Origin of the sequence: Pontibacter virosus, from assembly GCF_003096355.1 — a bacterium.
In the GTDB taxonomy this organism is placed as follows: Bacteria; Bacteroidota; Bacteroidia; order Cytophagales; family Hymenobacteraceae; genus Pontibacter; species Pontibacter virosus.
Window position 1 is genome coordinate 228,936 of record NZ_QEKI01000002.1, and the last position, 21,762, is coordinate 250,697.

A 21,762-nucleotide genomic window follows, 5' to 3' on the forward strand; every position below is an offset into this window, starting at 1 on the left:
GCGGATAGATAGATTCATACTTTAAAATTTTTATATTTAAAACAAGTCTTGTTTATTTATAAATCCCTTTTTACCTATTAATCCATGGTGTAATCCTTTGAAAAGTATATTAAAGTTTTTTACTCCATAAGAAAGACCGTAAGTAAAGCCTGCAAAGGATTTATAACTCTTGCGAAGAATTAATAACAGAAAAGCTTTGTGCATATTTTGCTCCCAGAAGATAGAAAGAAGATTTCGAGTACTATAGTACTCTCTCCACAGGTTTTCTTCTTTTACTTTCCTCCCTAATTTTCTTTTAAAATTAAGACGGTTGCTTTTTTCTCTATATTTTAGGAAAAGTGAACAATCTACTAACAATGAATATCCTGCATTTTTACACCTCAAATCGAAATCTAGTTCTTCGAATCCAAAAAACTTTTTCTCGTCCGGCAGGATTCCCTGTTTTATTATTTCACTATTGACAATTTTACACATACCCCCACCTATATTATCCACTTCGACAGTATTCTTTTGCCTTAAATATTCGGTCTCAAATCTCTTTAAGATTCCTTTATTTTTATCCAATAGTTGACCTACGGCTCCTACTTGGCCGCATTTTTCAGCATTTGTATATGCTAAATACAAAAGACGCTCAAAGCAATTTTCAAAAGCTGGAGGATCATTATCATCTCCCCAATAAATCCACTCATAACCCTGTGCAGCTAATCTTTCTAATCCAATTTTTGCGCCACCAGCAGGGCCCGCATTATAACCAGTAGAATAATACTCAATTCTTGGATCTATAACTTTCTTCAAAAGGATTTCTGTCGTCTTAGAAAAACTATTATCAATAATCAGAATTTTTTGTGGTGGGCAAGATTGATTAAGAATGCGATCAATAGTCTCCAGAAGTATCTCTGGACGTTCAAATGTAATTATAAAAGCAGCAAATTTTAAATTAAGATTCTTAAGCATACTTATTCAAACACGAAAATTAAATTAAAATATATATTTAAACAGTCTGATATAGTTCTTATAAGAAACTGGATTCCATCTAATAGCCTTTACTATATATTTAAAGCATTCTTTCCGGTCATTTAGTTTGTAATTTGAAAATGCAATAACTGCATAGAGATTAGAAACTCCTTTCTTATCATTTCTTAACATAAATTCATAATGCTTTTCAAGAAACATTATACTTCCTTCTCGTACTTTATTCCAATTTGTTCTGATTCTAGCGCTTTCATGGACATTGATTTGCACTAATGGAACATTAAGATCGACGATCTTATAATTGCTATTGATTAATGTATTCATTAATCTAAATCCCAAATCTGTATGATGATTGGAAGCCAACTGTGCGTCATAACAGCCTGCCTGATGGAAAAGCTCTCTACGCACGAATAAGGAACCAGCAGTAAATTTAAGTTTATATTTCTTCCCAAATATTTTTGTCCCGAAAAGAGGTTCTTGTAAAATCTTCCCACTACTAAACCTTCTTTGAGCAGCTACACAAACAATTCCGGTGTCAGCTTTCAAATTGGATACTACTGTTCCTAGCCATTTTATTGAAACCTCGTCATCACTATCTAGGAAAACAAGAAAAGAACCTGAGGCACTGCCTGCACCTACATTTCTACTATCAGCAGCTCCTGAATTATTCTTTTTTATATATTTTATTCTATCATCAGCTAGAAATTGCTCTACTATTTCAGATGTATTATCTGTAGAACCATCATCTACTATAATCAACTCCCAGTCTGTAAATGTCTGATTTTTCACACTCACAATCATGTTAGATAGCAGGTTGATTCTATTGTATGTGGGCGTAATAATTGAAAATAGCGGCATTTTAATTATCTATTAATTTGAGGGAAGACCTTAAGTACCACATAACAACAGGTACAATTAATCCATCCATAACAGCTATTCTATACCTGAGGTCTGACTCATTCATAAGTTTAGTAGTCTTATATGTGTTGCCAATACATGTATTCTTTCTAAAGTTTCCATATGCTTAAATAATCTTAAGTCCAAAACCTTTTCAAGTTCATAGAATCTTTTATTTATTTTAACGAATGTGTCTTCCTGCTTTTTCGACTTTAAATATCTGTTTCTACTGGGCTTATTGAATTATTTACTCTTGGTGGCTTCTATTAAGAGTTTTTATTTTCTTCTTAATATCTAACCAGCATTTGATACATAATTTAGAGTACTTAAAATTTAGAAGCGCTAAGTTTACCAATGTCAATTTTAAGTAGTGCACGTCTATTTGTTTTTCACTATATTCTTTTGCAAAATATTTTACTAGAACACGCTGTTTATATCTCTCGCTATGTTTCTTTGTTTTTCCTAGTCTTTTAGCATTTTGAGGCCTATCATGTGCAATGATACAACTTCGAGAAATGAGTACTTTAAACTTGTTTGAAACTACTCTATTTATGTATTCATTATCTTCTCCGTAGTGATCAAATATTGGATGGAACATGCCTACCTGCTTTATAACTTCTGATTTTATAACCCAAGCAGCAGCATTAACAAACTTTGTTTCGTACAAATCACGGTCGTTATTTGTAAATAAATCCCCTAGTAAGTAAGGTGTATTCTCTGGAGAAATATAGTTATAAAAGCTTCTATCCAAATTTCTTTCATCACCTGCTAGATGTATGGGAGAAACAATTCCAGCTAAAGGTTCCTTATCAAATACTGCAATAAGATTATTTAACGACCCCCTATGTAAATAAGCATCTTGGTTTAATAGAAAGATGTATTCAGCACCTTCCTTAATTGCTTTTTGTATACCGACATTATTCGCTTTACCAAAACCCAGGTTTTCTGTGGATTGTATCAAATCTACTTCAGGATAAAATTTCCTTATAGTATCCTGAGTACCATCAGTAGAGCCATTATCTATCACTATTATTTTTACAGGAATATCAGTATCTTTTAAGCTCTTAAAACATTTGTTAAGCCACTTTTTACCGTTATATGTTATTACTATGCAATAGACTGCTTTCATTTCCAATTTTAAGATTTTCTGTAGTGATAATCAAAATCTGTAATAGTTGTTTAAATTTACTACACATATATCACTATTAAGCTTTTACAATAGGTTTATAGATATACCTGAAGCGCATAATAACAATCAAAAACTAGTATGGATTACTCGCAATAAGCTTATCCATCATCAAGCTTAAATCATTTTGAGGTAAAATTTCTTTGGCTTTATCACTAAACATCTTATTGAGATTTGAATCTGTGAGCTTTAGTAAATCTGAACTTCCGATCCACAAATTGGAACTTTCTTTTATACCTACTGATTCACAATAATCTATAAATTTTATACCATCTCCAGAGAGTTTATTAGAGAATCTGCCAATTAGTGATGGTATTCCATAAGAGTGAGATACAATTATTCCATGCAAAGAGCTAGATATTGTCTTGTCACACATTAAAATATCCTGAACTACTTTCTCTATTGGGTCTAAAAGATTGATGACTAATATTTCATTAGTTTGTATCTTGCTTTTAACAAGCTCATAATCTACATGATGAGGAATAATACCATATCTATATTGCTTTGATACTGATGGCATGAAATATTTGGATATTAATAATCCTGGATCTCCATAAACTTCAGGCACGGTATATCCTAATTCTAGAAGCCTTTTTCTCGATCGTGGGCCTCTAACCGCATAGAAATTCGCTTTTTGTATCGTATCTTTTTGACTAATAATTCCCGATCCCCATACATTGGAATTAGGGGTAGCTTTTTTAAGAATACTGCCTATGGCAAAATTTATTTTATTGAAGCCCAAAAAAGACTTGCTTTTCAAACTAGCTCTAATAACTTTTTTGCCCGATACTTTAGCGACTATATAGGGAGAGAGCCCATCTCCAAAGTTTTCAATACCATTATCAAACTCACGACACCACCACAACTTTACTTTATTACCAATCATCTGTATTTAAAATTATCTAATTAAAGCTTTACTTTTTATGTTATAATTTATTTACAAGAGTAACATTAACACTTCCGTTGTAGACTTAGCTATTTCACTAAAAAAAATTTAAGATTTTTAATAGATCGGTAAACTTTATATACATAGCTTTCTTGGAATCTATTCAATTCTTGATGCTTAGCTAAATGTACCCGATAATCCTTAATCAACTCATGCAGATGTTGGATATAAGAGTCTCTATTCCGTTCAAATATTAGTTTTTCAGTTATAGTTTTACGATCATCTAACCGAAGTTCTGTAGTTCGTGAAACGGATTTTATTCTATAGTAGAAGACTGTATCAGGTAGTTTAATAACTAAAGCTTCCCTATTTAAAAGCCTCAACCATAGATCCCAATCTTCATACCCGTAAATTAGCTTTTCAGAAAAGCCTTGAATTCTATCAAAATCAACCCGCTTGAATATAGCAGAACAATAAATTATATTTTTAATTAATAGCTTAAAATATGAATAATCGCTTAAATGCCACTTCCCTTTGACAGCACCAAACATTTCAGCTTCACCATAAATAAGAGATACACTATCATTTTTTGAAAATATATCAATAGCTTTTTCTAAATAAATTGGTGCAACTTTGTCATCAGCATCAAGAGGTAATATATAGGCCCCACTTGACAGACTTACACCCTTGTTTCTGGCAGCAGATACACCGCTATTCTCTATAAAAATGTATCGAAACCTACTATCCAAACGGCAATATTTAAGTGCAACATCTTCTGTATTATCAGTTGAACCATCATTTACTATTATACATTCCCAATTCTTATATGTCTGATTTTTGATAGACTCTAATGCCTCAGCTATGTAGCTACCTTGATTAAATGCAGGTACTATTACAGAAACTAATTCCATACTGATACTCTTGAAAAATTTAATATATATTGAACATAATAAAGGCTAATAATTTTTCCTAAAATGTTAAAACTCTTGCAGAGTGGCCATATTTCTGAACTTCTGAGACACTGTTAAAAGTTGTTCAAAGTTTCCTTCACCAGTAATCCTACCTTTATCTAATAAGATAACTTTGTCGGCCTCCTTGATAGTAGATAGCCTATGTGCTACTATTAGTATAGTATATTCTCCTTTCAGAGCATTTATATTATCTTGAATAATTTTCTCAGTTTCAGAATCTAAAGCTGAGGTAGCCTCATCCATAATTAAAATATCAATGTCTTTATATAATTCTCTCGCTATAGATAGCCTTTGTTTCTGTCCTCCACTTATTAATATGCCATTATTTCCTAATGGAGAATTTTCCCTATCGGGTAAATCCAAAACAAAATCAGAAATTGCAGCTTTTTTAAGAGTTTCCCAAAATCTAGCTAAATTTTCATTTGTTTTATCTGCCCAAAGTGTAACATTATTGTAAACACTATCACTAAAAATTACTGGCTCCTGGGTGATATAACCTATTCTCTTCCGGTATGAAGGCAAATAAATATTCGATATAAAACAACCATCTATTGTTATATTACCAGAATCTAGTGGTATAAGCCCCGCTAATACATTAATTAAAGTTGTTTTACCACTACCACTTTCACCAACAAATGCGACTGTTTTATTTTTATAAATTTTTAAGGTAATATCATCAAGTACTTTAGTACCATCATATGATACACTTAACTTGTCAGTTTGAATATACTCTTTAAATTCCTGAAGCTCAGTGCTACCATTCTTTTCTTGGCTCTGAGATAATTCCTCCATAAAAGAAGTCATATTACTCAAAGATCCTGATACATTAAGAAAATTATTCCATTGAGTTTGCAGAGTCATTAATGAGTTTAATGACCGGTAAAAGAATAGCAAACTAAGAATAATTAAGCCTAGGTTTTCTGAAAAAAAACTTACCTGAATTATTATTACTATAACTACTACAGATATTACTAGAGGTTCTCTTGAAGCCAACAAAATTGAATTGTAAAAACCAATTTGCCTATGTGTGGCTTCTATCTGCGCTATAGATTTTCTGAGCTTTATGTTATAATTATGGATATATCCTGTCGCTTTTAAATATTTATAAAAAGCTATGTTTTGTATCAGTAAATTTTGATACTCATGGCCAAGGCTAGTTATTTTCTTTGATGTCTCTTTAGTTCTAGTGTAAATCCGTTTATAAACTAAATTCGATAGCATTCCACCAATAGCGACTAGTATAGCAAATCTAGGATTAGAAAGCAACGCAAGAGAAATATAGACAATTACCATTAAACCAGCTTGAATTGTGCCTAAATATGATTGATATGCAGTGGATACTCTTGCCACTTCAGAACTAAGTGTATTTTGTATCCTACCAGAATCCACTGTCACAAAGGATTTGTAATTGTAATTGCTTAATTTATCGAAACTTTTAAATCTTAATTTTTTTATAAAATATTGTTGCACATTTACCTTATAATAAGCTTCAAAAAATTTCACTATTCCCTTTAAAGAAAAGAAAAAAAGAATTACAATTAAAATTGAACTTATTGTCAAATCAATTCCTAAGGATTCAATTGTAGTTACTATAAAGCTTAAATTACCTAACCCATCTGCATCAACATTCGAGTCTTCATTAACCATCTGTAACAATGGTAAGAACATAGTTAAGCCAAACCCATCCAGTAACCCTACAACAACACTTAAACCAAGTGCTATAAAAAGCTTGCTTCTTAAATGAACATAGAAATATGTAAAATGAATAAAATATTTCTTAACTAAACTTTTTAAAAAATTCACGGTTTTTATTATTTAAATTTCACTTTCAAATACAAAACATATATACTTAAAAGGTTTATGGCTATTAAATACAGAATATCTGGATTATTTTTTATGTGAACATTTATATCTAATCAAAAAACTTTATAAAATTTCTATTTTTATTTAATATCCTGTTATATACCTTCTTTAATATATATAGAGTAGCTTGATCAGCAAATTTATCTACTTTGCTACCCCTTGTATTATATCTTTTCTTACGAATTTCATAATCTATACTAATCCTTTTGATTAATATATCACTTGTAATTTCATTTAGTTTACTATCATTAAATAGCTTTAAAATATCATTGAAGTATTGTGCTATTATAGCCAAATTAGATAATTTAGCTAAATTTTTCTTAGAAGATACATTGGTACTGTGTTTTCTATAAAATACTAATTCATTGTTGTACCTTAATAGCCCTCCTTTTAAAAGGCTTCTTAAGACTAAAACCGAATCTTCTGTTGGACAATTATTTGAAATTGGATTAAATTCTGTTATCAATGATCTTTTGAAAATTCTTCCGGGCGCGAAGGAATCGATGGGTTTAAAATTTAAAAAATCAACTATAGAGAATTTCTTTATAACATATTTTAACTTCTGATATGTCCCTAATTTTTTTCCTTCTTCATTAATTATGACACCATTAAAATCAATCATTGAAACATCAGGATTTACTTCAAGCATAGAGACAGCGGTTTCTACATGATCTGACTTTGAAACATCATCACCACCAAGTATAACAAAATACTCACCAGATGATAAGGTACTAAACACTTTAGAAAAGTGCCCTCCGAGACCTATATTCTTTTTATTTCGATTAAGAATTATTGTATGTGGCCCTTCATAGTTACATGTTATTGCTGTTATAATATCAAAAGTAGAATCTGAGGAACAATCGTCAGATATTATTATTTCTAAAGGTGTATATGTTTGATTTAATACACTAATTACTGCTTCTTCAATATATTTTTCTTGATTATATGAGAGCAAAGCAAAAGTTACTTTCTTTTTAACCACTCTAATCAGCTTTAAATTTATTATTATTAATAATTTATTTTTTTATTAATAGTACTTTTTTACCATTAATTAATCTCTAATTTTTTAAGAACTTTTGCAGGAACTCCTCCTATAATGACATTTTCAGGAAAATTACCTTTTACTATCGCTCCTGCTGCGACAATAGTATTTTTACCTATTACCGTATCTTTTAGAATAACTACATTATTACCAATCCAAACATTCTCACCTATTATTACCTCGCCAATTCCGCCAATCTTTGACCTCTTTAGTGGATCAATATCATGTGCTTCATGATCCATGATAGTAACGTTCTGTCCTATTCTTGTGCTGTTTCCAATTTCAATATATTTAGCAGAACATAAGAAGACGTTATTATTTGTAGCTACTTTGTTTCCTATTCTTATTAAAGAGTTTTTATATCGAGGTTGAAGCTCAATAACTCCACAATAATTCCCCCCTCCCAATTTAAATCCAAATTTGCAGTCTTCACCTATAAATATTCGTCCAGCACCAGTCACTTTTGTTAATTGTGCACACTTAGGTCTTTTTCTACTTGCTTTAGAAATTTGATCATTTATGTTTGGTATAATATTGGGCAAATCCCAATAAACGATTGGCCTAATCCTAGTCTTTAACTTATTAATTATGAAATATATCTTCATAATTACTTTAGCAATGTAATTTTTCATTTAAAAAATATTTAATCTCTTCAGCGACAAAGTATACTTCTTCAAATTTCATTCCTGGCCATAGAGGTAAGCTTAAACATGTATTGGCCAATTCTTTAGCAACGGGAAAGTTTCCTTCTGATAAATTAAGATGCAAATATGCTTCCTGCAAATATGGTGGAATTGGATAATGAATAAGTGTTCCTATCCCTCTATCTGTTAGGTATTTTTGAAGCTCCTCACGTCTATTTGTTTTAACAACGTACAAATGGTAAACGTGTGTTGCATCCTGATGCACATAAGGTATAGTCAAGCCATTGACTCCTTGTAGTGCTTCGTTATACCAGTCAGCAATCTGCTTACGCTGCATTGTCCATGCCTTGAGGTGTTTTAGCTTTACATTCAGAAATGCAGCTTGTAACTCATCAAGACGCATGTTATACCCTATCACTTCATTCTTATATTTTATTTGAGAACCATAATTCCGTAAAACCCTCACGCGCTGCGCAAGAATTGCATCATTTGTGGTCACACTTCCACCATCCCCTAGAGCTCCCAAATTTTTGCCAGGGTAAAAACTTGTCCCATTCACATGACCCCAGCTTCCAGTGATTTTATTTTGGTAAGTTGCCCCATGCGCTTGTGCATTATCTTCTACTACATATATGCCGTGTTTAAATGCTATATCCATGATCTCACGCATTTCACAGGCTTGGCCATACAGGTGCACCGGTATGATGGCCTTGGTCTTAGCAGTAATTGCCTTTTCAATATTAAACGGGTCAATATTGTATGTAAGCGGATTCGGTTCCACAAACACAGGTGTAGCTCCAACATATGATGCCGCTAGTGCTGTTGCGATATAGGTATTTGAGGGTACAATCACCTCATCACCTGGACCAACCCCCAATGCTTTTAAAGCCAAATGCAGTGCGTCGAGTCCATTACTCACGCCAATTGTATGTTCGACGTTACTGAATTGAGAGTAAGCTCGCTCAAAATCCGTCAAACATTTACCCATCACATACCAATAACTGTCATACACTTGCTCAAACGCTAATTGCATTTCAGCTTTTACAGCTGCATGCATGGGCTCAAAGTTCAGGAATGGTATTTTCATTTTTTTATTAGCTTATTTTCTATAACATGCCATCTTGTACCGTCATTCGCCAAGTAACAATCGTTCTCAAATTTCATTTTGCTGCCGTCCTCGTTCAACCATCCCACAATTTTTGCTGGAACTCCTACTACTAAAGCTCTTGCAGGAACACATTTGGTTACAACGCTTCCTGCACCTACCATCGCATATGTACCAATCTCTAGATTACCCATAATAGTAGCATTTGCACCTATAGAAGCACCTTTTTTAACCGTTGCTCCAGTATGTTCGTCAGGATATTGCTTGGAACGTGGGTAAGAGTTGTTCACGAAAGCTACAGCGGGTCCAATAAAAACGTCATCTTCAATGGTAATTCCATCCCAGATATAGACCCCACTTTTAACTGTTACATTATCACCAATAACAACATAATTTTCTATAAAGGTATGACAGTTTATATTACAATTAGCTCCTATCTTAGCTCCTCTCAACACGACGGCGAACTGCCATATAGAGGTACCTGGACCAATTGCAGAAGATTTAACATCAGATAGGGGATGTATCATAAAAGTAATAAGAATGGAGCCTTTATTGGTGCTTTTGTATTTTCAGGATATTTTATAGGTATACTACATGTAAAATATTAGTAGTTAGTTTATCCTAATTTATAAGCTATCTTTTACAAACTCTTCATAATCTCTGATGTAGTCGCTCTCTTCATAAACGTGAGAAGCAAGTACTAGACAAACAGAACCGGCAGAAAAATTTACTTCAGATGCCCAAATGCCTGGAGGTATATATAACCCGAAATTTGGCCGATTTAATAAAAATTGTCTTTTGGTTTTTCCATCGTCTAACAGTACTTCATAAGCGCCGCTGACAGCAATTAGAAATTGGTGACAAGCTTTATGAGCGTGCGCGCCTCTTGATTCACCTCCTGGAATATCATATAGATAGAATACACGATTTACTTCAAAAGGTATCTCTATTTTATTGTTGACTGCCGTAATATGGCCATTCCTATCTCCTACTTGCGGTAAATAAAAAAGACTGCAATCAAATACACTTGGCTTACCCATACTAAATTGTTTGTTTGAATTCATCAAAATCACGAATATAGTCAGCGCTACTATACATTTGACTTGATAAGTGTAGACTTAAGGCATTCGTCGAAAAGTTTTCCATGTGTCTCCAAGTAAGGGCAGGTACATAAAGACCGTAATAACTTCTATTTAGAGAAAACTTTTTGTTCTCACCATTATGATCTATTAGCACAACATCAAAGCTACCGCTCAAAGCAATAATTATCTCTTCTTGCTCTCGATAGGCATGCCCGCCGCGCTGCTCACCTCCAGGAACATCATATGTCCAGAATACTCTTTTTATTTTAAAGGGCATTTGAAAAGGATGTTGTAAAAAAGTTAAATTACCTCTTGGGTCTAGTATCTTAGGAAGTTCAATAATACCGGCCTTCATATCTAGATTTTATTAATTCTATCTTATCTCTTGCAGAACGACTATGTCCTTACTCAAATTAAAACCTTCAAAAACAAACCTTTGCTTTTAAGCAAAAGTTAATTTAAAAGGCTTAACAGATACTCCCCGTATCCGCTTTTTCTTAGCGGCTCCGCTGCGGCCTTCAGTTGCTCATCGTTGATGAAGCCCATGCGCCAGGCCACCTCCTCGATGCAGCCGACCTTGAGCCCTTGCCGCTCCTCAATCACCTGCACAAACGTGGCCGCCTGCATCAGCGACTGTACCGTGCCCGTGTCGAGCCAGGCCGTACCGCGGTTGAGCACGCCCACCTTGAGCTTGCCCCGCCGGAGGTATTCTTTGTTGATGTCGGTTACTTCGTACTCGCCCCGCGGGCTGGGTTGCAAGTTTTTGGCTATCCTGACCACTTCGTTATCGTAGAAGTATAAACCCGGCACGGCGTACTGGCTCTTGGGCTCGGCTGGCTTCTCTTCAATAGAGACCGCCCTGCCATTTTCATCGAACTCGACCACCCCGTAGCGCTCCGGGTCAGTCACGTGGTAGGCGTACACTACTCCACCGTCCGGATTATTATTAGCCTGCAGCAGCTGGCTCATCCCTGCCCCGTAGAAGATGTTGTCGCCCAGCACCAGGGCCACCTTGTCCTGCCCGATGAACTCCTCGCCGAGCACGAAGGCCTGCGCCAGCCCGTTCGGCACTTCCTGCACCTGGTAGGAGAACCTGCAGCCGATCTGCGAGCCGTCGCCCAGCAGGCGCTCGAACAGGGGCAAATCGTGGGGTGTGGAGATGATGAGCACTTCCCGTATACCTGCCAGCATCAGCGTGGTGAGTGGGTAGTAGATCATCGGCTTGTCGTAGACGGGCATGAGCTGCTTACTCACAGCCAGCGTAAGAGGGTGCAGGCGCGTGCCGGAGCCCCCGGCCAGGATGATGCCTTTCATTTGTTTTCTTTTTGGTGTTTTACGTTATGCTTACTGTGTCGCTTCGGCGGCAAAGGTAGGCAATCTTTTGCTCTCACCCTCCCGGCCGGGGAATTTGACCACGTTTCAGCGGGCGCCCCTTATCACCGCCCTTGCCTGCGCGAAGAGGGGGCTCTCGCGGTCCTTTGCGGACACGATCAGCTCTGCCGGGTCAATCCCCCAGTCGATGCCCAGCTCCGGGTCGCTGTAGAGCAGGCTACCCTCACTCTCTTTGTTGTAGTAGTTGTCGCACTTGTAGAAGAACTCGGCCTCCCGGCTCAGCACGGCAAAGCCGTGGGCGAAGCCGCGCGGGATGAAAAGCTGCAGCCGGTTTTCGGCGCTGAGCACCACCGAGAAGTGCTCCCCGAAGGTGGGCGAATCCGGCCGCAGGTCCACGGCCACGTCAAGCACCTCTCCCCGCAGCACCCGCACCAGCTTGGCCTGCGCGTGCTCCCCGCGCTGGAAATGGAGCCCCCGCAGCACCCCGTAGGTGGAGAGGGACTGGTTGTCCTGCACAAAACGCACTTCTTTTCCCACCAGGGTGTTGAACTTCTCCTCGTTGAAGCTCTCAAAGAAGTGGCCCCGCTCGTCTGCGAAGACCGCCGGCTCGAGCAGCAGGCAGTCTCCCAGGTATGTCTCTATCACTTTCATGTTTCCTCTCTTGCCTTCCTCTATCTTTCCCCGTACTGCCGGGCGTAATACTGCTGGTAGTGGCCTGAGGTGACCTCCTCCAGCCAGGCCCCATTTGCCAGGTACCAGTCCACGGTCTTTTTGAGGCCCTGCTCGAAAGTGACCGAGGGCTTCCAGCCCAATTCCTTCATTAGCTTCGAGGAGTCGATGGCGTAGCGGGCATCGTGGCCGGCTCTGTCTTTCACAAAAGTGATCAGCTTCCGCGACTCTCCCGGCTCGCGGCCTAGATTCTCGTCCATCACGTCGCACAGGAGCTCGATCAGATCCAGGTTGCGCCACTCGTTCACGCCCCCCACGTTGTAGGTCTCCCCCACCTTTCCGCGGTGGAAGATCGCGTCGATAGCCCTGGCGTGGTCTAACACATAAAGCCAGTCGCGGACGTTCTCCCCCTTGCCGTAGACGGGCACGGGCCTGCCTTCCTTGATGTTGTGGATGGCCAGCGGGATGAGCTTCTCGGGGAAGTGGTTGGGGCCGTAGTTATTGGAGCAGTTGGAGAGCTTGACGGGCAGGCCGTAGGTGTGATGCCAGGCCCGGATGAAGTGGTCCGAGGCCGCTTTCGATGCTGAGTAGGGCGAGCGTGGGTCGTAGGGGGTCTGCTCCGTAAACAAACCATTCTCGCCCAGCGAGCCGTACACCTCGTCAGTGGAGACGTGGTAGAAGAGCTTGCCCGCGTAGTCGCCCGCCCAGGCGCGGCGGCAGGCCTCCAGCAAATTCACCGTGCCCATCACGTTGGTCTGCACAAAGGCCATGGGTCCTGCGATGGAGCGGTCCACGTGCGACTCGGCCGCCAGGTGCACCACCGCGTCAAAGCGGTGCTCAGCGAAGAGCTGCTCCAGAAAGGAAGCGTCCGTGATGTCGCCCTTGAGGAAAGTGTAGTTGGGCCGCGACTCCACGTCCCGCAGGTTCTGCAGGTTGCCCGCATAGGTGAGCGCGTCGAGGTTGAAAATGTTATAGGTGGGGTAGGACTCCACAAAAAGCCGCACCACGTGCGAACCGATGAAGCCCGCACCGCCCGTAATCAGTAGGTTCATATTCTTAAATTTGTCTTATGGTTGTTTGTTCAACCACCGCTAACCCCACTTTGTCTCAGGAGGGGAATTACTGTACAACAGTACTGTTTTGCTTATACCAGTTGAAAGCTATATCTAAACCTTCTGTTACAGAAAATTCAGGCTTGTAGCCTATTAGTTGGTTTGCCTTGCTGATGTCTGCCAGACTGTGACGCACATCGCCTTTTCGCTCTTCCCGATACTCCGGGGTTAGTTCGATACCTGCAGTTTTAGCTACTCTTTGCCATAACTGGTTCAGGGTAGTACGCTCACCATATGCAATATTTACCACCTCATGCTTGTCTATATCTTTAGCCAGCAAAGCTTTGATGTTTGCTTGTACCGCATTTTCAACAAAAGTAAAGTCACGACTCGTCCCTCCGTCTCCATTAATATAAGGCTGTTTGTTCTCAATTGCTGCCTCTATGAAGAGTGGAATCACTGCTGCATATGGTCCCTTGGGATTCTGCTTCGGTCCGAACACATTGAAGTAGCGCAAGCCTATGGTATGGAAATCGTAGCTTCTAGAGAAGACACTGGCGTACAGTTCATTTACGAACTTAGTCACAGCATAAGGAGAAAGTGGACTTCCGATTTTGTCCTCTATCTTTGGTAAACCTGTATGATCACCGTATGTACTGGAGCTTGCTGCATAGATAAAATTCTTTACTCCTGCATCTCTTGCCGCTACTAGCATGTTTAGAAAACCATTTACGTTTACCTCATTACTCCTTATTGGGTCATTGATGGATCTTGGCACCGAGCCCAGTGCAGCTTGATGTGATACATAATCTATACCTTCCAGCGCTCTTCTGCAGGTTTCCAGGTCCCGAATATCACCTTCTATTAGTTCAAAGACCAGATTGCTTTTGAACTCTTCAATATTTGCATTTGATCCGGTAGAGAAGTTGTCAAGAACCCGCACCTTCCCTGCACCATACTTGAGTAAGTACTCGACGATATTAGAACCTATGAAACCAGCTCCACCTGTAATTAGGAAACTGCTTTGGCTTATGTCTGTTGTGTGATATAGTTTGTCGTACATTGGTTAAATGTTGTTAATTAGGAATAGGTCAAACCACCTTTCCCCCCTCGCTCAAGGACGGAGATTTCACTATAAACGTGCATCAGATAGCTCTTTTGGGAGTACGCCTTTTACATCGTAAATCACAGCGTTTTCTTTACAGAGTTTGCTTAAGTCTAGTGACTTAAACTCATTGTGAGATACGGCTAAGATAATGGCATCGCAATTATTTACACTGTTCAATTCTTTAACAGAATCCCAATCATACTCATTCTTCACTTCGGACGGCTCAGCCCATGGATCATAAATTGTGATATTGGTATCGTAATCTTTGAGGGTGCGCAGGATGTCTACTACTTTAGTATTGCGTACATCCGGGCAGTTCTCCTTAAATGTTATGCCGAGCACCAGAATATTAGATCCTTTTACAGCAATATCCTTTTTCACCATCAGCCTAATCACTTCATGAGCCACATACTCGCCCATACCGTCATTTAATCGACGACCTGCCAAAATGATTTCAGGGTGATATCCGGCTTCCTGAGCTTTTTGTGCCAGGTAATAAGGGTCTACCCCTATACAGTGACCACCTACCAAACCGGGCTTGAATTTCAGGAAGTTCCATTTCGTTCCGGCTGCTTCCAATACCTCATCAGTATCAATACCTAGGCGATTGAAGATCTTGGCCAGCTCGTTCACGAAGGCAATATTAATATCACGCTGAGCATTCTCGATCACCTTAGCTGCTTCAGCTACTTTGATAGAAGCTGCCTTGTGCGTTCCAGCTGTAATTACTGCATTATAGAGTTCATCTACTTTATCAGCAGCTTCAGGAGTAGAACCGGAAGTGATTTTTAGTATTTTAGCAACAGTATGCTCTTTATCTCCTGGGTTAATGCGCTCAGGAGAATAGCCTGCAAAAAAGTCTATATTAAACAACAGTCCTGACATGCGCTCCAGCACCGGCACGCACTCTTCTTCCGTCACACCAGGATACACAGTAGACTCATAAATCACGATATCTCCGCGCTTCAGTACCTTTCCCACTGTCTCACTCGCTTTGTAAAGTGGCGTAAGATCCGGCCGATTGTTTTTATCCACTGGGGTAGGCACAGTGACGATGTAATAATTACAGTCTTCAATGTCTTTCAGGTTATTAGAGCAATACAACCCTACCTCCCCATTAGATCTTGAAGTTAGAACCGATTTTAAATAATCATTTTCAATCTCTAAAGTACGATCATACCCATCATTCAACTCTTGAACCCGACCCTCGTTGATATCGAATCCAATAGTAGAGAATTTCTTCGCAAACTCAACGGCAAGTGGTAAACCTACATAACCTAATCCGATTACGGCAATTTTGGCATTTCCTACATCTGTCATCTCTGTACCTGACATTTATTTATTTTCGTTTTTCTTTGTATGTTCTGATATATCGGTTCATTTAACACAACCCAACGTCTCTCAAGAGAGAGTATCTCCTGTGTAATCCTCCTCTTGAGAGGCGCAGGGGTGTGTAATCGTGCACAATTGAACAAGCCGCACCCTGTATCTACCTAGTTTCCTACTTCCTAATCTTAGAAACTCTTACTTCTTCAACTCCAACTACCCCTTTACCAACTTCCTCAGTCTTCCTGTAAAGCTTTTCTTTTCTTCTTCATAATAGTTGCCATAGCCATAGCCATAAGAGTATCCATAACTGTTGCTCCTTTTGGCATCATTGAGCACAATCATCGGGTGTTTGAGTTTGCGTGACTTGTAAAGGTCATCTATAATTTGTAGCTGTTTTTTATGCGTGTAATTATATCGCACTATATATAAAGTTGAATCTATATAGGGTGCTAATGCTAAGGTGTCAGCCACCTGGCCAACAGGCGAGGAGTCTAGGATGATATAATCAAATGTAGCTCTGAGTTCCTCGATTAGTGTACCAATTTTTGGCAACAGCATTAGCTCAGCAGGATTTGGTGGAATAGGCCCTGAGCCGATGATAGCTAAATCTGGCGCCTCTGGTGTAAATTGAATCATATCCTCAATCTGAACACTGTCTGAGATCAAGTAATTAGTGATGCCAATATTATTTGGCAAATTCACTCCTTGTGTCAGCTTAGGTTTCCTTAAGTCTAAACCTAGCACGACTACTTTTTTACCTGTCATCTTCAAACTGGCAGCTAGGTTCAAGCTGAAAAAGGTTTTCCCTTCTCCGCTCATGCTGGAAGTCACTAAAATCACTTTATTTTCTTTGCCTCCTGCGGCAAATTGCATATTTGCACGCAATAAGCGGAAAAGTTCAGCGCTTGAGCTACGACTCTCTTGGTTGATGACCAACATTTGACCTGAGCCATTATGCCCAATTTCCCCGAGGATAGGCGTAGATGTAGCCTTTTCAATTTCACGTACCTCCTGTATAGTATCGTTTAGCATATCACGCAGAAATATACCTGCGAAAGGTATAGCGAGGCCGGCTAATAGAGCCATCAAGTAAATATTGGTAGCTTGAGGTTCAATCGGGCTTCCACCAGCTGCTGCCGGATCAAGAACACGGGAATTGGATGGCGTGATAGCCTGTGATAAGGCAGCTTCTTCACGCTTTTGGAGAAGATAGAGGTATAGTCCCTCTTTGATACCCTGTTGGCGCTCAATTTCAGTGAGCTCACGCTTCATCGAGGGCACCTGCCTTACCTGAGACTCAAACTGCCCCGCACTGGCTTGTAAGTTACGGCGTTTAACCAACAGTCCCTCGCGAATGTTGCGGATGTTCTCGAGTATGTTCAGACGCAGAATTTCGAGCTGCTCCTTAACGTTGCGTAGCACTGGATTGCCTTCCGTAACAGATCGGCTTAGGCGTCGCCTCTGATTTTGCAGTTCATTAAAGTTAGCAATTAACCCCCCTAACGTAGGGTCAGCAATATCGAGGCTTGTTGGAACAAGTTCATATTTATTTTCTTCTTGTTCAAGGTATGATTCAACTGATTTTAAGATTTCGAGCTTAACTTCATTCTCTGTAATCTGCTGGTTGTAGGAATGTGCAGTATTTTGATACATTCCACCATTGGCAGATGGGTCTATCAATCTGTTATCCTGCATATAGCGCTCAACATCCTTCTCAACATCAGTCAACTCCCGAGTTAAATACACCAGACGGTCATCAATGAATTGTATGGTCTTCGTAACAGCCAGGTTCTTTTCATTGATTGTTTCACGATTATATAATTCAATCAACTTATTCAGAATATCTTTGCCTTTAGCTGGCACTGGGTCCGTCAAACTCAACTCCATAACCGTGGCAAACTCATTCACGCTTTTCACCACCAACTGTTTGCTATAGCTATTCGCCAACTTATCGAGTTTATTAAAGCGCACTAGTACACGTCGACCATTATCATTGGTTATATCCGAATCTGCCATAACAGTAAAAGTCCCGTAATCTTTCTTTATTTGCTCTCCGAACTTGTGCGTAGATACTTTATTCTCTCCTTCATAAATACTGAAAGTATTATTGTCTTCTACTTCCACCACAAAGCTCTTACCAGGTCCTGCAGAATCAAGTTTTGCAATAACCACCTTAATTGGGCTTCGCCCACCGTACAACTCCGGTGACTTGATCCGTCCTTCGCCAAAATAAGACACTTCCATCCCCAACTCCGTCATCACGCGTTCCATCAAGCCTTTCGACTTAATAACCAACACCTCATTAGAAAAGGATTTGTTTGCTTTAAGCAAACCCATGTCGCCAAATACCCCACTATTTGCAATATCAGCTCCACTTTCGTCTTTAATAAGAATAGTTGCCTTCACATTATAAACAGGAGTAGAATAGCGCAGGTATAGATGTGCTGCAGTGAGGGCTAAGGCAGCACCGATCACAAAGAGGTACCAATAGCGAAGGTACCGCATGACCAGCCCCTTTATATCTAAAGACTCAGAATTGTCTTCCTGGAAATTAAGTTCGGACATAGTAGCTTAAGGAAGCGTTTTATTATTTTAACAATTGATAGAGCACCCAAGCTGAAGATACAATCCCTGCAGCGAAGCCCCAATTTCGGCGAATAAAGCTGGTACCTGTTACTTTAGCCTTGTCTGGCTCTACATACACAATATCATTCTGCTGCAAAAAAAAGTAAGGGGAATTAAGTATTTCCTTACTATTCAGGTTCAATCGGGCCATGGTGCGCTCACCATTTTGCTCTCTAATTACCAGCACATTTTCCATCTTCCCGTAAATTGAAATGCCGCCTGCCATCGCCAGCCCCTCAAGCAGGTTGACATCTTCGTTATCGGCTGGAACTTCCACTACAGCGGGTCCAGTCTCGCCCATCATGGTAAATCTGAAATTTTGCAATCTAACTTTCACGATTGGATCCTGCACATATTCTTTTACCCGTAACAGGATCGAGTCTCGAAGTTGTTCCGTAGTCATCCCATTGACAGGCATCGTACCTAATACAGGAAAATCAATTGTGCCGCGAGTATCTACTAAATAGCCTTCGTTTTGGTTACCCTGTTGCCGCATCATCTGTCCGCCAGCTCCTTCCTCCATAATAATTCCTCTATTGAACAGCATGTTTGTTTCCATGTTAGGAGTTAGCACTTCAATAGCTAATAAGTCACCCGGCTTAATGGTCAGACGCTTTATTTCTATTGACTCTGTAATAAGGGGCTTTTGCTCCAGATCGCTAAAATATACGATGTTACGGGTGCGCAATGAACTGCAGGAGGCGAAGAAGAGTAGACTCAGAAAGAGTGCTAGTTTAATTTTCATATAGGGTAAATAGCATTTGCTAATGCAACAAGCTAAAAGGCTAAATATAGTCTTAATGGCATAAACACATGGTTGCCAGAAAGCAAAATTACGCAAAATGTTTTTGAAAACATTTATTATATCTTGTTAATTATACTTCCCCCGGTCCATGGCTATTGGGTTCTATACAAAAATGTCCCCTTAAGGTGATTATAGGGGTGTTGGTATTTGTCATAGGGCTTTTACAACTGGCTCTACACCTTTGTGGTCCCCTCAAGGGGACAGTTGTATTGAGAATTTAGTGCTTTTGTCCCGAGCCTGCTCCTTTTTTCTTAACTTGCCATAATTAGAGACAACCCAAGAGATTCTCATGAAAACCATCAACCCGAAAGAAACCAAAACGGCGGAAGTGCATGCTTTATTGCTGGGAGCCATTGCCCCGCGGCCGATTGCCTTCGCCAGTACAGTGGATGAGGAGGGGAATGTAAACTTAAGTCCTTTCAGTTTCTTTAACGTTTTCAGTGCCATACCACCAATCGTAGTCTTTTCACCCGCCCGCCGCGTGCGTGACAATACTGGAAAGCACACCCTGGAGAATGTGGAAACGACCCGAGAGGTAGTGATCAACATCTGTAACTACGACATCATAGAGCAGATGTCCCTGGCCAGCACAGAGTATGACAAGGGTGTTAATGAGTTTATCAAGTCAGGCCTGACGCCTGAACCTTCGGTGCTGGTGAAGGCCCCGCGGGTGAAGGAAGCGCCTGTGGCCATGGAGTGTCGTGTGAACGAGGTGATCAGCCTCGGACCGGAAGGCGGTGCGGGCAACCTGGTGATCTGCGAGGTGCTGCTGATCCATGTGAATGAAAACATCCTGAATGAGGAAGGAAAGATCGACCCTTACAAACTGGACGCCGTCGCGCGTATGGGTGGCGACTATTACCTCCGGGCCAATGGCGACTGCATATTCGAACTGCCCAAGCCAGTACGAAACAAGGGAGTTGGGGTAGATCAAGTACCAGAGTACATCCGCCACAGCAGTATCCTGACCGGCAACCATTTGGCCCGCCTAGGAAATACGGAAGTCATACCTACCACCGAAGAGGTGGAATCTTTCAAGTCAGATCCGCTGGTTAGCTATACATTGAGCAAGTACGGGCGTGATAAAGGGCAACTGTACATAGAGCTGGAGAAGCTGGGTAAGAAGTTGCTGGATGATCATCAGGTAATAGAGGCTTGGAAGGTTTTGTTGATGGTTGAATTGTTAAATGGTTAAATTGTTGTTGGTGCACGATTATCATCCCCCTGCCCCCTTCAAAGGGGGACACTCAATATGTGTGAATCATTATTTAAGTACACATAAAGAAAAGTCCCCCTTTGAAGGGGGCAGGGGGATGACTCGCTAAAGTAGAAAGTTACTCTTGCACGACTCAGACAGGTTGCGACCTGCCCCTACAGGCCCTCTATCGTATTAACTTCTATTGCTTCCAGCACAATCTCTGACACCTTCTCCATTTGCCCTGCCTCAAAGGCCTGATCATAGGCTTCCAGTGGGGTAGTCTCATCTTTTAAGGTATAATTGTTATAATCCTGAAATAAGATGCCGCCAATGGTGCGGGGATTGTAGGCTTCGCGGAACCGGGTACCGCCATCATTTTCCTGGAAAGAGTAGGCCAGGTAATCCATAGTATGGTGCTGCTGGTGGAACCAGTAGATGTAGACATCCTGGTAGCCTTCGCCGCCGCCTTCCTGGGCAAAAGTAACACGCACCTTGTGGTAGGGCTCTCCTTTGATAGTAGTTTCGCCCAGGTATTCTTTCTGCACGGCCTCGTCGTTAAGGGCATAAGGCAGTAGAGCAAAGTAGATAACAGAGTTAACAGAAGCGGTATAGGCTTTCTGCTTTTCTTCAGGAAGTTCTACCTCCTCGTCATTGATGGTGCGGGTAAAGCCGCTGTTTCGCCACACATCCCGCACATGCTGCCCCGTAGAATCCGTAAAAGTACGGCTATACACAAACACCCCGCCATCGCGCAAAGCCCGGTATTGCCGGTCCCGAAACTCAAAGTTGATCGCACTCTTTAGAAAACGTTCTCCTCCGTGCGCTTCGATTGCCTTATCCACAATCTGCTGCGCATCCGGCTGCTTTTCAATCTGGCAGGAGGTGATACTGATTAGTAGTAAGCATAGGAAGGTATAGATTGCTTTGTTCGACATGATGTGATGGGGTTGTTAGTACAGGCAAGTTAATCATTTTTCGATTTCCCGGTACATTGTA

The 21,762-nt window shown here is 40.2% G+C and carries 21 protein-coding genes; 1 reads left to right on the forward strand and 20 read right to left on the reverse strand.

Annotated features, from left to right (window positions below):
* Positions 1 to 36 precede the first annotated feature (36 nt).
* The 19 genes from C8E01_RS04000 to C8E01_RS04090 all read right to left on the reverse strand — a co-directional run bounded on the left by C8E01_RS04000 (position 37) and on the right by C8E01_RS04090 (position 19,508).
* Positions 37 to 954 (reverse strand): glycosyltransferase, encoded by a 918-nt coding sequence (locus C8E01_RS04000; RefSeq protein WP_116542068.1) that lies wholly within the window; start codon positions 952 to 954, stop codon positions 37 to 39.
* Positions 955 to 978: 24 nt separating this feature from the next.
* Entirely contained in the window at positions 979 to 1,830 is an 852-nt protein-coding gene (locus C8E01_RS04005) for a glycosyltransferase family 2 protein (RefSeq protein ID WP_116542069.1), read from the reverse strand.
* 286 nt (positions 1,831 to 2,116) lie between these two features.
* A complete protein-coding gene (locus C8E01_RS04010; RefSeq protein WP_116542070.1) occupies positions 2,117 to 2,998 on the reverse strand; it encodes a glycosyltransferase family 2 protein in 882 nt (293 codons plus the stop codon).
* Positions 2,999 to 3,131: 133 nt separating this feature from the next.
* On the reverse strand, positions 3,132 to 3,941 hold the full coding sequence (locus tag C8E01_RS04015; RefSeq protein WP_116542071.1) for a polysaccharide pyruvyl transferase family protein: 810 nt from the start codon (positions 3,939 to 3,941) through the stop codon (positions 3,132 to 3,134).
* Positions 3,942 to 4,030: 89 nt separating this feature from the next.
* Positions 4,031 to 4,852: a glycosyltransferase gene (locus tag C8E01_RS04020; RefSeq protein ID WP_116542072.1), complete on the reverse strand. Its 822-nt coding sequence runs from the start codon at positions 4,850 to 4,852 to the stop codon at positions 4,031 to 4,033.
* Between the two features lie 66 nt (positions 4,853 to 4,918).
* Positions 4,919 to 6,715 (reverse strand): ABC transporter ATP-binding protein, encoded by a 1,797-nt coding sequence (locus C8E01_RS04025; protein WP_116542073.1) that lies wholly within the window; start codon positions 6,713 to 6,715, stop codon positions 4,919 to 4,921.
* 109 nt (positions 6,716 to 6,824) lie between these two features.
* Positions 6,825 to 7,757, reverse strand: a complete 933-nt coding sequence (locus C8E01_RS04030; protein WP_165820558.1) for a glycosyltransferase — start codon at positions 7,755 to 7,757, stop codon at positions 6,825 to 6,827.
* Between the two features lie 65 nt (positions 7,758 to 7,822).
* Positions 7,823 to 8,449, reverse strand: coding sequence for an acyltransferase (locus C8E01_RS04035; protein WP_116542075.1), 627 nt, complete (start codon positions 8,447 to 8,449; stop codon positions 7,823 to 7,825).
* Positions 8,430 to 9,548: a DegT/DnrJ/EryC1/StrS family aminotransferase gene (locus C8E01_RS04040; RefSeq protein ID WP_116542076.1), complete on the reverse strand. Its 1,119-nt coding sequence runs from the start codon at positions 9,546 to 9,548 to the stop codon at positions 8,430 to 8,432. Before C8E01_RS04040 ends, C8E01_RS04035 begins: the two co-directional genes overlap by 20 nt.
* Complete coding sequence (locus C8E01_RS04045) at positions 9,545 to 10,093, reverse strand: acyltransferase (RefSeq protein WP_116542077.1); 549 nt, start codon at positions 10,091 to 10,093, stop codon at positions 9,545 to 9,547. Before C8E01_RS04045 ends, C8E01_RS04040 begins: the two co-directional genes overlap by 4 nt.
* 99 nt (positions 10,094 to 10,192) lie before the next feature.
* Positions 10,193 to 10,630, reverse strand: a complete 438-nt coding sequence (locus C8E01_RS04050; RefSeq protein WP_243409419.1) for a sugar 3,4-ketoisomerase — start codon at positions 10,628 to 10,630, stop codon at positions 10,193 to 10,195.
* Positions 10,608 to 11,003, reverse strand: coding sequence for a sugar 3,4-ketoisomerase (locus C8E01_RS04055; protein ID WP_116542079.1), 396 nt, complete (start codon positions 11,001 to 11,003; stop codon positions 10,608 to 10,610). Before C8E01_RS04055 ends, C8E01_RS04050 begins: the two co-directional genes overlap by 23 nt.
* 98 nt (positions 11,004 to 11,101) lie before the next feature.
* Positions 11,102 to 11,962 (reverse strand): glucose-1-phosphate thymidylyltransferase RfbA, encoded by an 861-nt coding sequence (gene rfbA / locus C8E01_RS04060; RefSeq protein WP_116542080.1) that lies wholly within the window; start codon positions 11,960 to 11,962, stop codon positions 11,102 to 11,104.
* Between the two features lie 105 nt (positions 11,963 to 12,067).
* Positions 12,068 to 12,631, reverse strand: coding sequence for a dTDP-4-dehydrorhamnose 3,5-epimerase (rfbC, locus tag C8E01_RS04065; protein WP_116542081.1), 564 nt, complete (start codon positions 12,629 to 12,631; stop codon positions 12,068 to 12,070).
* A 20-nt stretch (positions 12,632 to 12,651) separates the two neighbouring features.
* On the reverse strand, positions 12,652 to 13,701 hold the full coding sequence (gene rfbB, locus C8E01_RS04070; protein WP_116542082.1) for a dTDP-glucose 4,6-dehydratase: 1,050 nt from the start codon (positions 13,699 to 13,701) through the stop codon (positions 12,652 to 12,654).
* Positions 13,702 to 13,768: 67 nt separating this feature from the next.
* Entirely contained in the window at positions 13,769 to 14,764 is a 996-nt protein-coding gene (locus C8E01_RS04075; RefSeq protein ID WP_116542083.1) for an SDR family oxidoreductase, read from the reverse strand.
* Positions 14,765 to 14,833: 69 nt separating this feature from the next.
* Complete coding sequence (locus C8E01_RS04080) at positions 14,834 to 16,144, reverse strand: nucleotide sugar dehydrogenase (protein ID WP_243409420.1); 1,311 nt, start codon at positions 16,142 to 16,144, stop codon at positions 14,834 to 14,836.
* A gap of 207 nt (positions 16,145 to 16,351) precedes the next feature.
* On the reverse strand, positions 16,352 to 18,703 hold the full coding sequence (locus C8E01_RS04085; RefSeq protein ID WP_116542084.1) for a GumC family protein: 2,352 nt from the start codon (positions 18,701 to 18,703) through the stop codon (positions 16,352 to 16,354).
* 22 nt (positions 18,704 to 18,725) lie between these two features.
* Positions 18,726 to 19,508, reverse strand: coding sequence for a polysaccharide biosynthesis/export family protein (locus C8E01_RS04090; RefSeq protein WP_116542085.1), 783 nt, complete (start codon positions 19,506 to 19,508; stop codon positions 18,726 to 18,728).
* A gap of 349 nt (positions 19,509 to 19,857) precedes the next feature.
* Between C8E01_RS04090 and C8E01_RS04095 the strand changes: the two genes are divergently transcribed.
* Positions 19,858 to 20,763 (forward strand): flavin reductase family protein, encoded by a 906-nt coding sequence (locus C8E01_RS04095; RefSeq protein ID WP_116542086.1) that lies wholly within the window; start codon positions 19,858 to 19,860, stop codon positions 20,761 to 20,763.
* 176 nt (positions 20,764 to 20,939) lie between these two features.
* Here the strand turns inward: C8E01_RS04095 and C8E01_RS04100 are convergent, their stop codons facing one another.
* Positions 20,940 to 21,701 carry a DUF6503 family protein gene (locus C8E01_RS04100; RefSeq protein WP_116542087.1) on the reverse strand — a complete coding sequence of 254 codons (762 nt, stop codon included), beginning with the start codon at positions 21,699 to 21,701 and terminating at the stop codon, positions 20,940 to 20,942.
* Between the last annotated feature and the right edge of the window lie 61 nt (positions 21,702 to 21,762).

What these genes read in the sequence shown, in the direction of transcription:
- C8E01_RS04085 (WP_116542084.1), bottom strand. Translation starts at nt 18,703, where the DNA reads ATGTCCGAACTTAATTTCCAGGAAGACAATTCTGAGTCTTTAGATATA.
- C8E01_RS04005 (WP_116542069.1), bottom strand. Translation starts at nt 1,830, where the DNA reads ATGCCGCTATTTTCAATTATTACGCCCACATACAATAGAATCAACCTG.
- C8E01_RS04080 (WP_243409420.1), bottom strand. Translation starts at nt 16,144, where the DNA reads ATGTCAGGTACAGAGATGACAGATGTAGGAAATGCCAAAATTGCCGTA.
- C8E01_RS04000 (WP_116542068.1), bottom strand. Translation starts at nt 954, where the DNA reads ATGCTTAAGAATCTTAATTTAAAATTTGCTGCTTTTATAATTACATTT.
- C8E01_RS04095 (WP_116542086.1), top strand. Translation starts at nt 19,858, where the DNA reads ATGAAAACCATCAACCCGAAAGAAACCAAAACGGCGGAAGTGCATGCT.
- C8E01_RS04090 (WP_116542085.1), bottom strand. Translation starts at nt 19,508, where the DNA reads ATGAAAATTAAACTAGCACTCTTTCTGAGTCTACTCTTCTTCGCCTCC.
- rfbB (WP_116542082.1), bottom strand. Translation starts at nt 13,701, where the DNA reads ATGAACCTACTGATTACGGGCGGTGCGGGCTTCATCGGTTCGCACGTG.
- rfbA (WP_116542080.1), bottom strand. Translation starts at nt 11,962, where the DNA reads ATGAAAGGCATCATCCTGGCCGGGGGCTCCGGCACGCGCCTGCACCCT.
- C8E01_RS04050 (WP_243409419.1), bottom strand. Translation starts at nt 10,630, where the DNA reads ATGAATTCAAACAAACAATTTAGTATGGGTAAGCCAAGTGTATTTGAT.
- C8E01_RS04035 (WP_116542075.1), bottom strand. Translation starts at nt 8,449, where the DNA reads ATGAAAAATTACATTGCTAAAGTAATTATGAAGATATATTTCATAATT.
- C8E01_RS04075 (WP_116542083.1), bottom strand. Translation starts at nt 14,764, where the DNA reads ATGTACGACAAACTATATCACACAACAGACATAAGCCAAAGCAGTTTC.
- C8E01_RS04020 (WP_116542072.1), bottom strand. Translation starts at nt 4,852, where the DNA reads ATGGAATTAGTTTCTGTAATAGTACCTGCATTTAATCAAGGTAGCTAC.
- C8E01_RS04100 (WP_116542087.1), bottom strand. Translation starts at nt 21,701, where the DNA reads ATGTCGAACAAAGCAATCTATACCTTCCTATGCTTACTACTAATCAGT.
- C8E01_RS04015 (WP_116542071.1), bottom strand. Translation starts at nt 3,941, where the DNA reads ATGATTGGTAATAAAGTAAAGTTGTGGTGGTGTCGTGAGTTTGATAAT.
- C8E01_RS04010 (WP_116542070.1), bottom strand. Translation starts at nt 2,998, where the DNA reads ATGAAAGCAGTCTATTGCATAGTAATAACATATAACGGTAAAAAGTGG.
- C8E01_RS04045 (WP_116542077.1), bottom strand. Translation starts at nt 10,093, where the DNA reads ATGATACATCCCCTATCTGATGTTAAATCTTCTGCAATTGGTCCAGGT.
- rfbC (WP_116542081.1), bottom strand. Translation starts at nt 12,631, where the DNA reads ATGAAAGTGATAGAGACATACCTGGGAGACTGCCTGCTGCTCGAGCCG.
- C8E01_RS04040 (WP_116542076.1), bottom strand. Translation starts at nt 9,548, where the DNA reads ATGAAAATACCATTCCTGAACTTTGAGCCCATGCATGCAGCTGTAAAA.
- C8E01_RS04055 (WP_116542079.1), bottom strand. Translation starts at nt 11,003, where the DNA reads ATGAAGGCCGGTATTATTGAACTTCCTAAGATACTAGACCCAAGAGGT.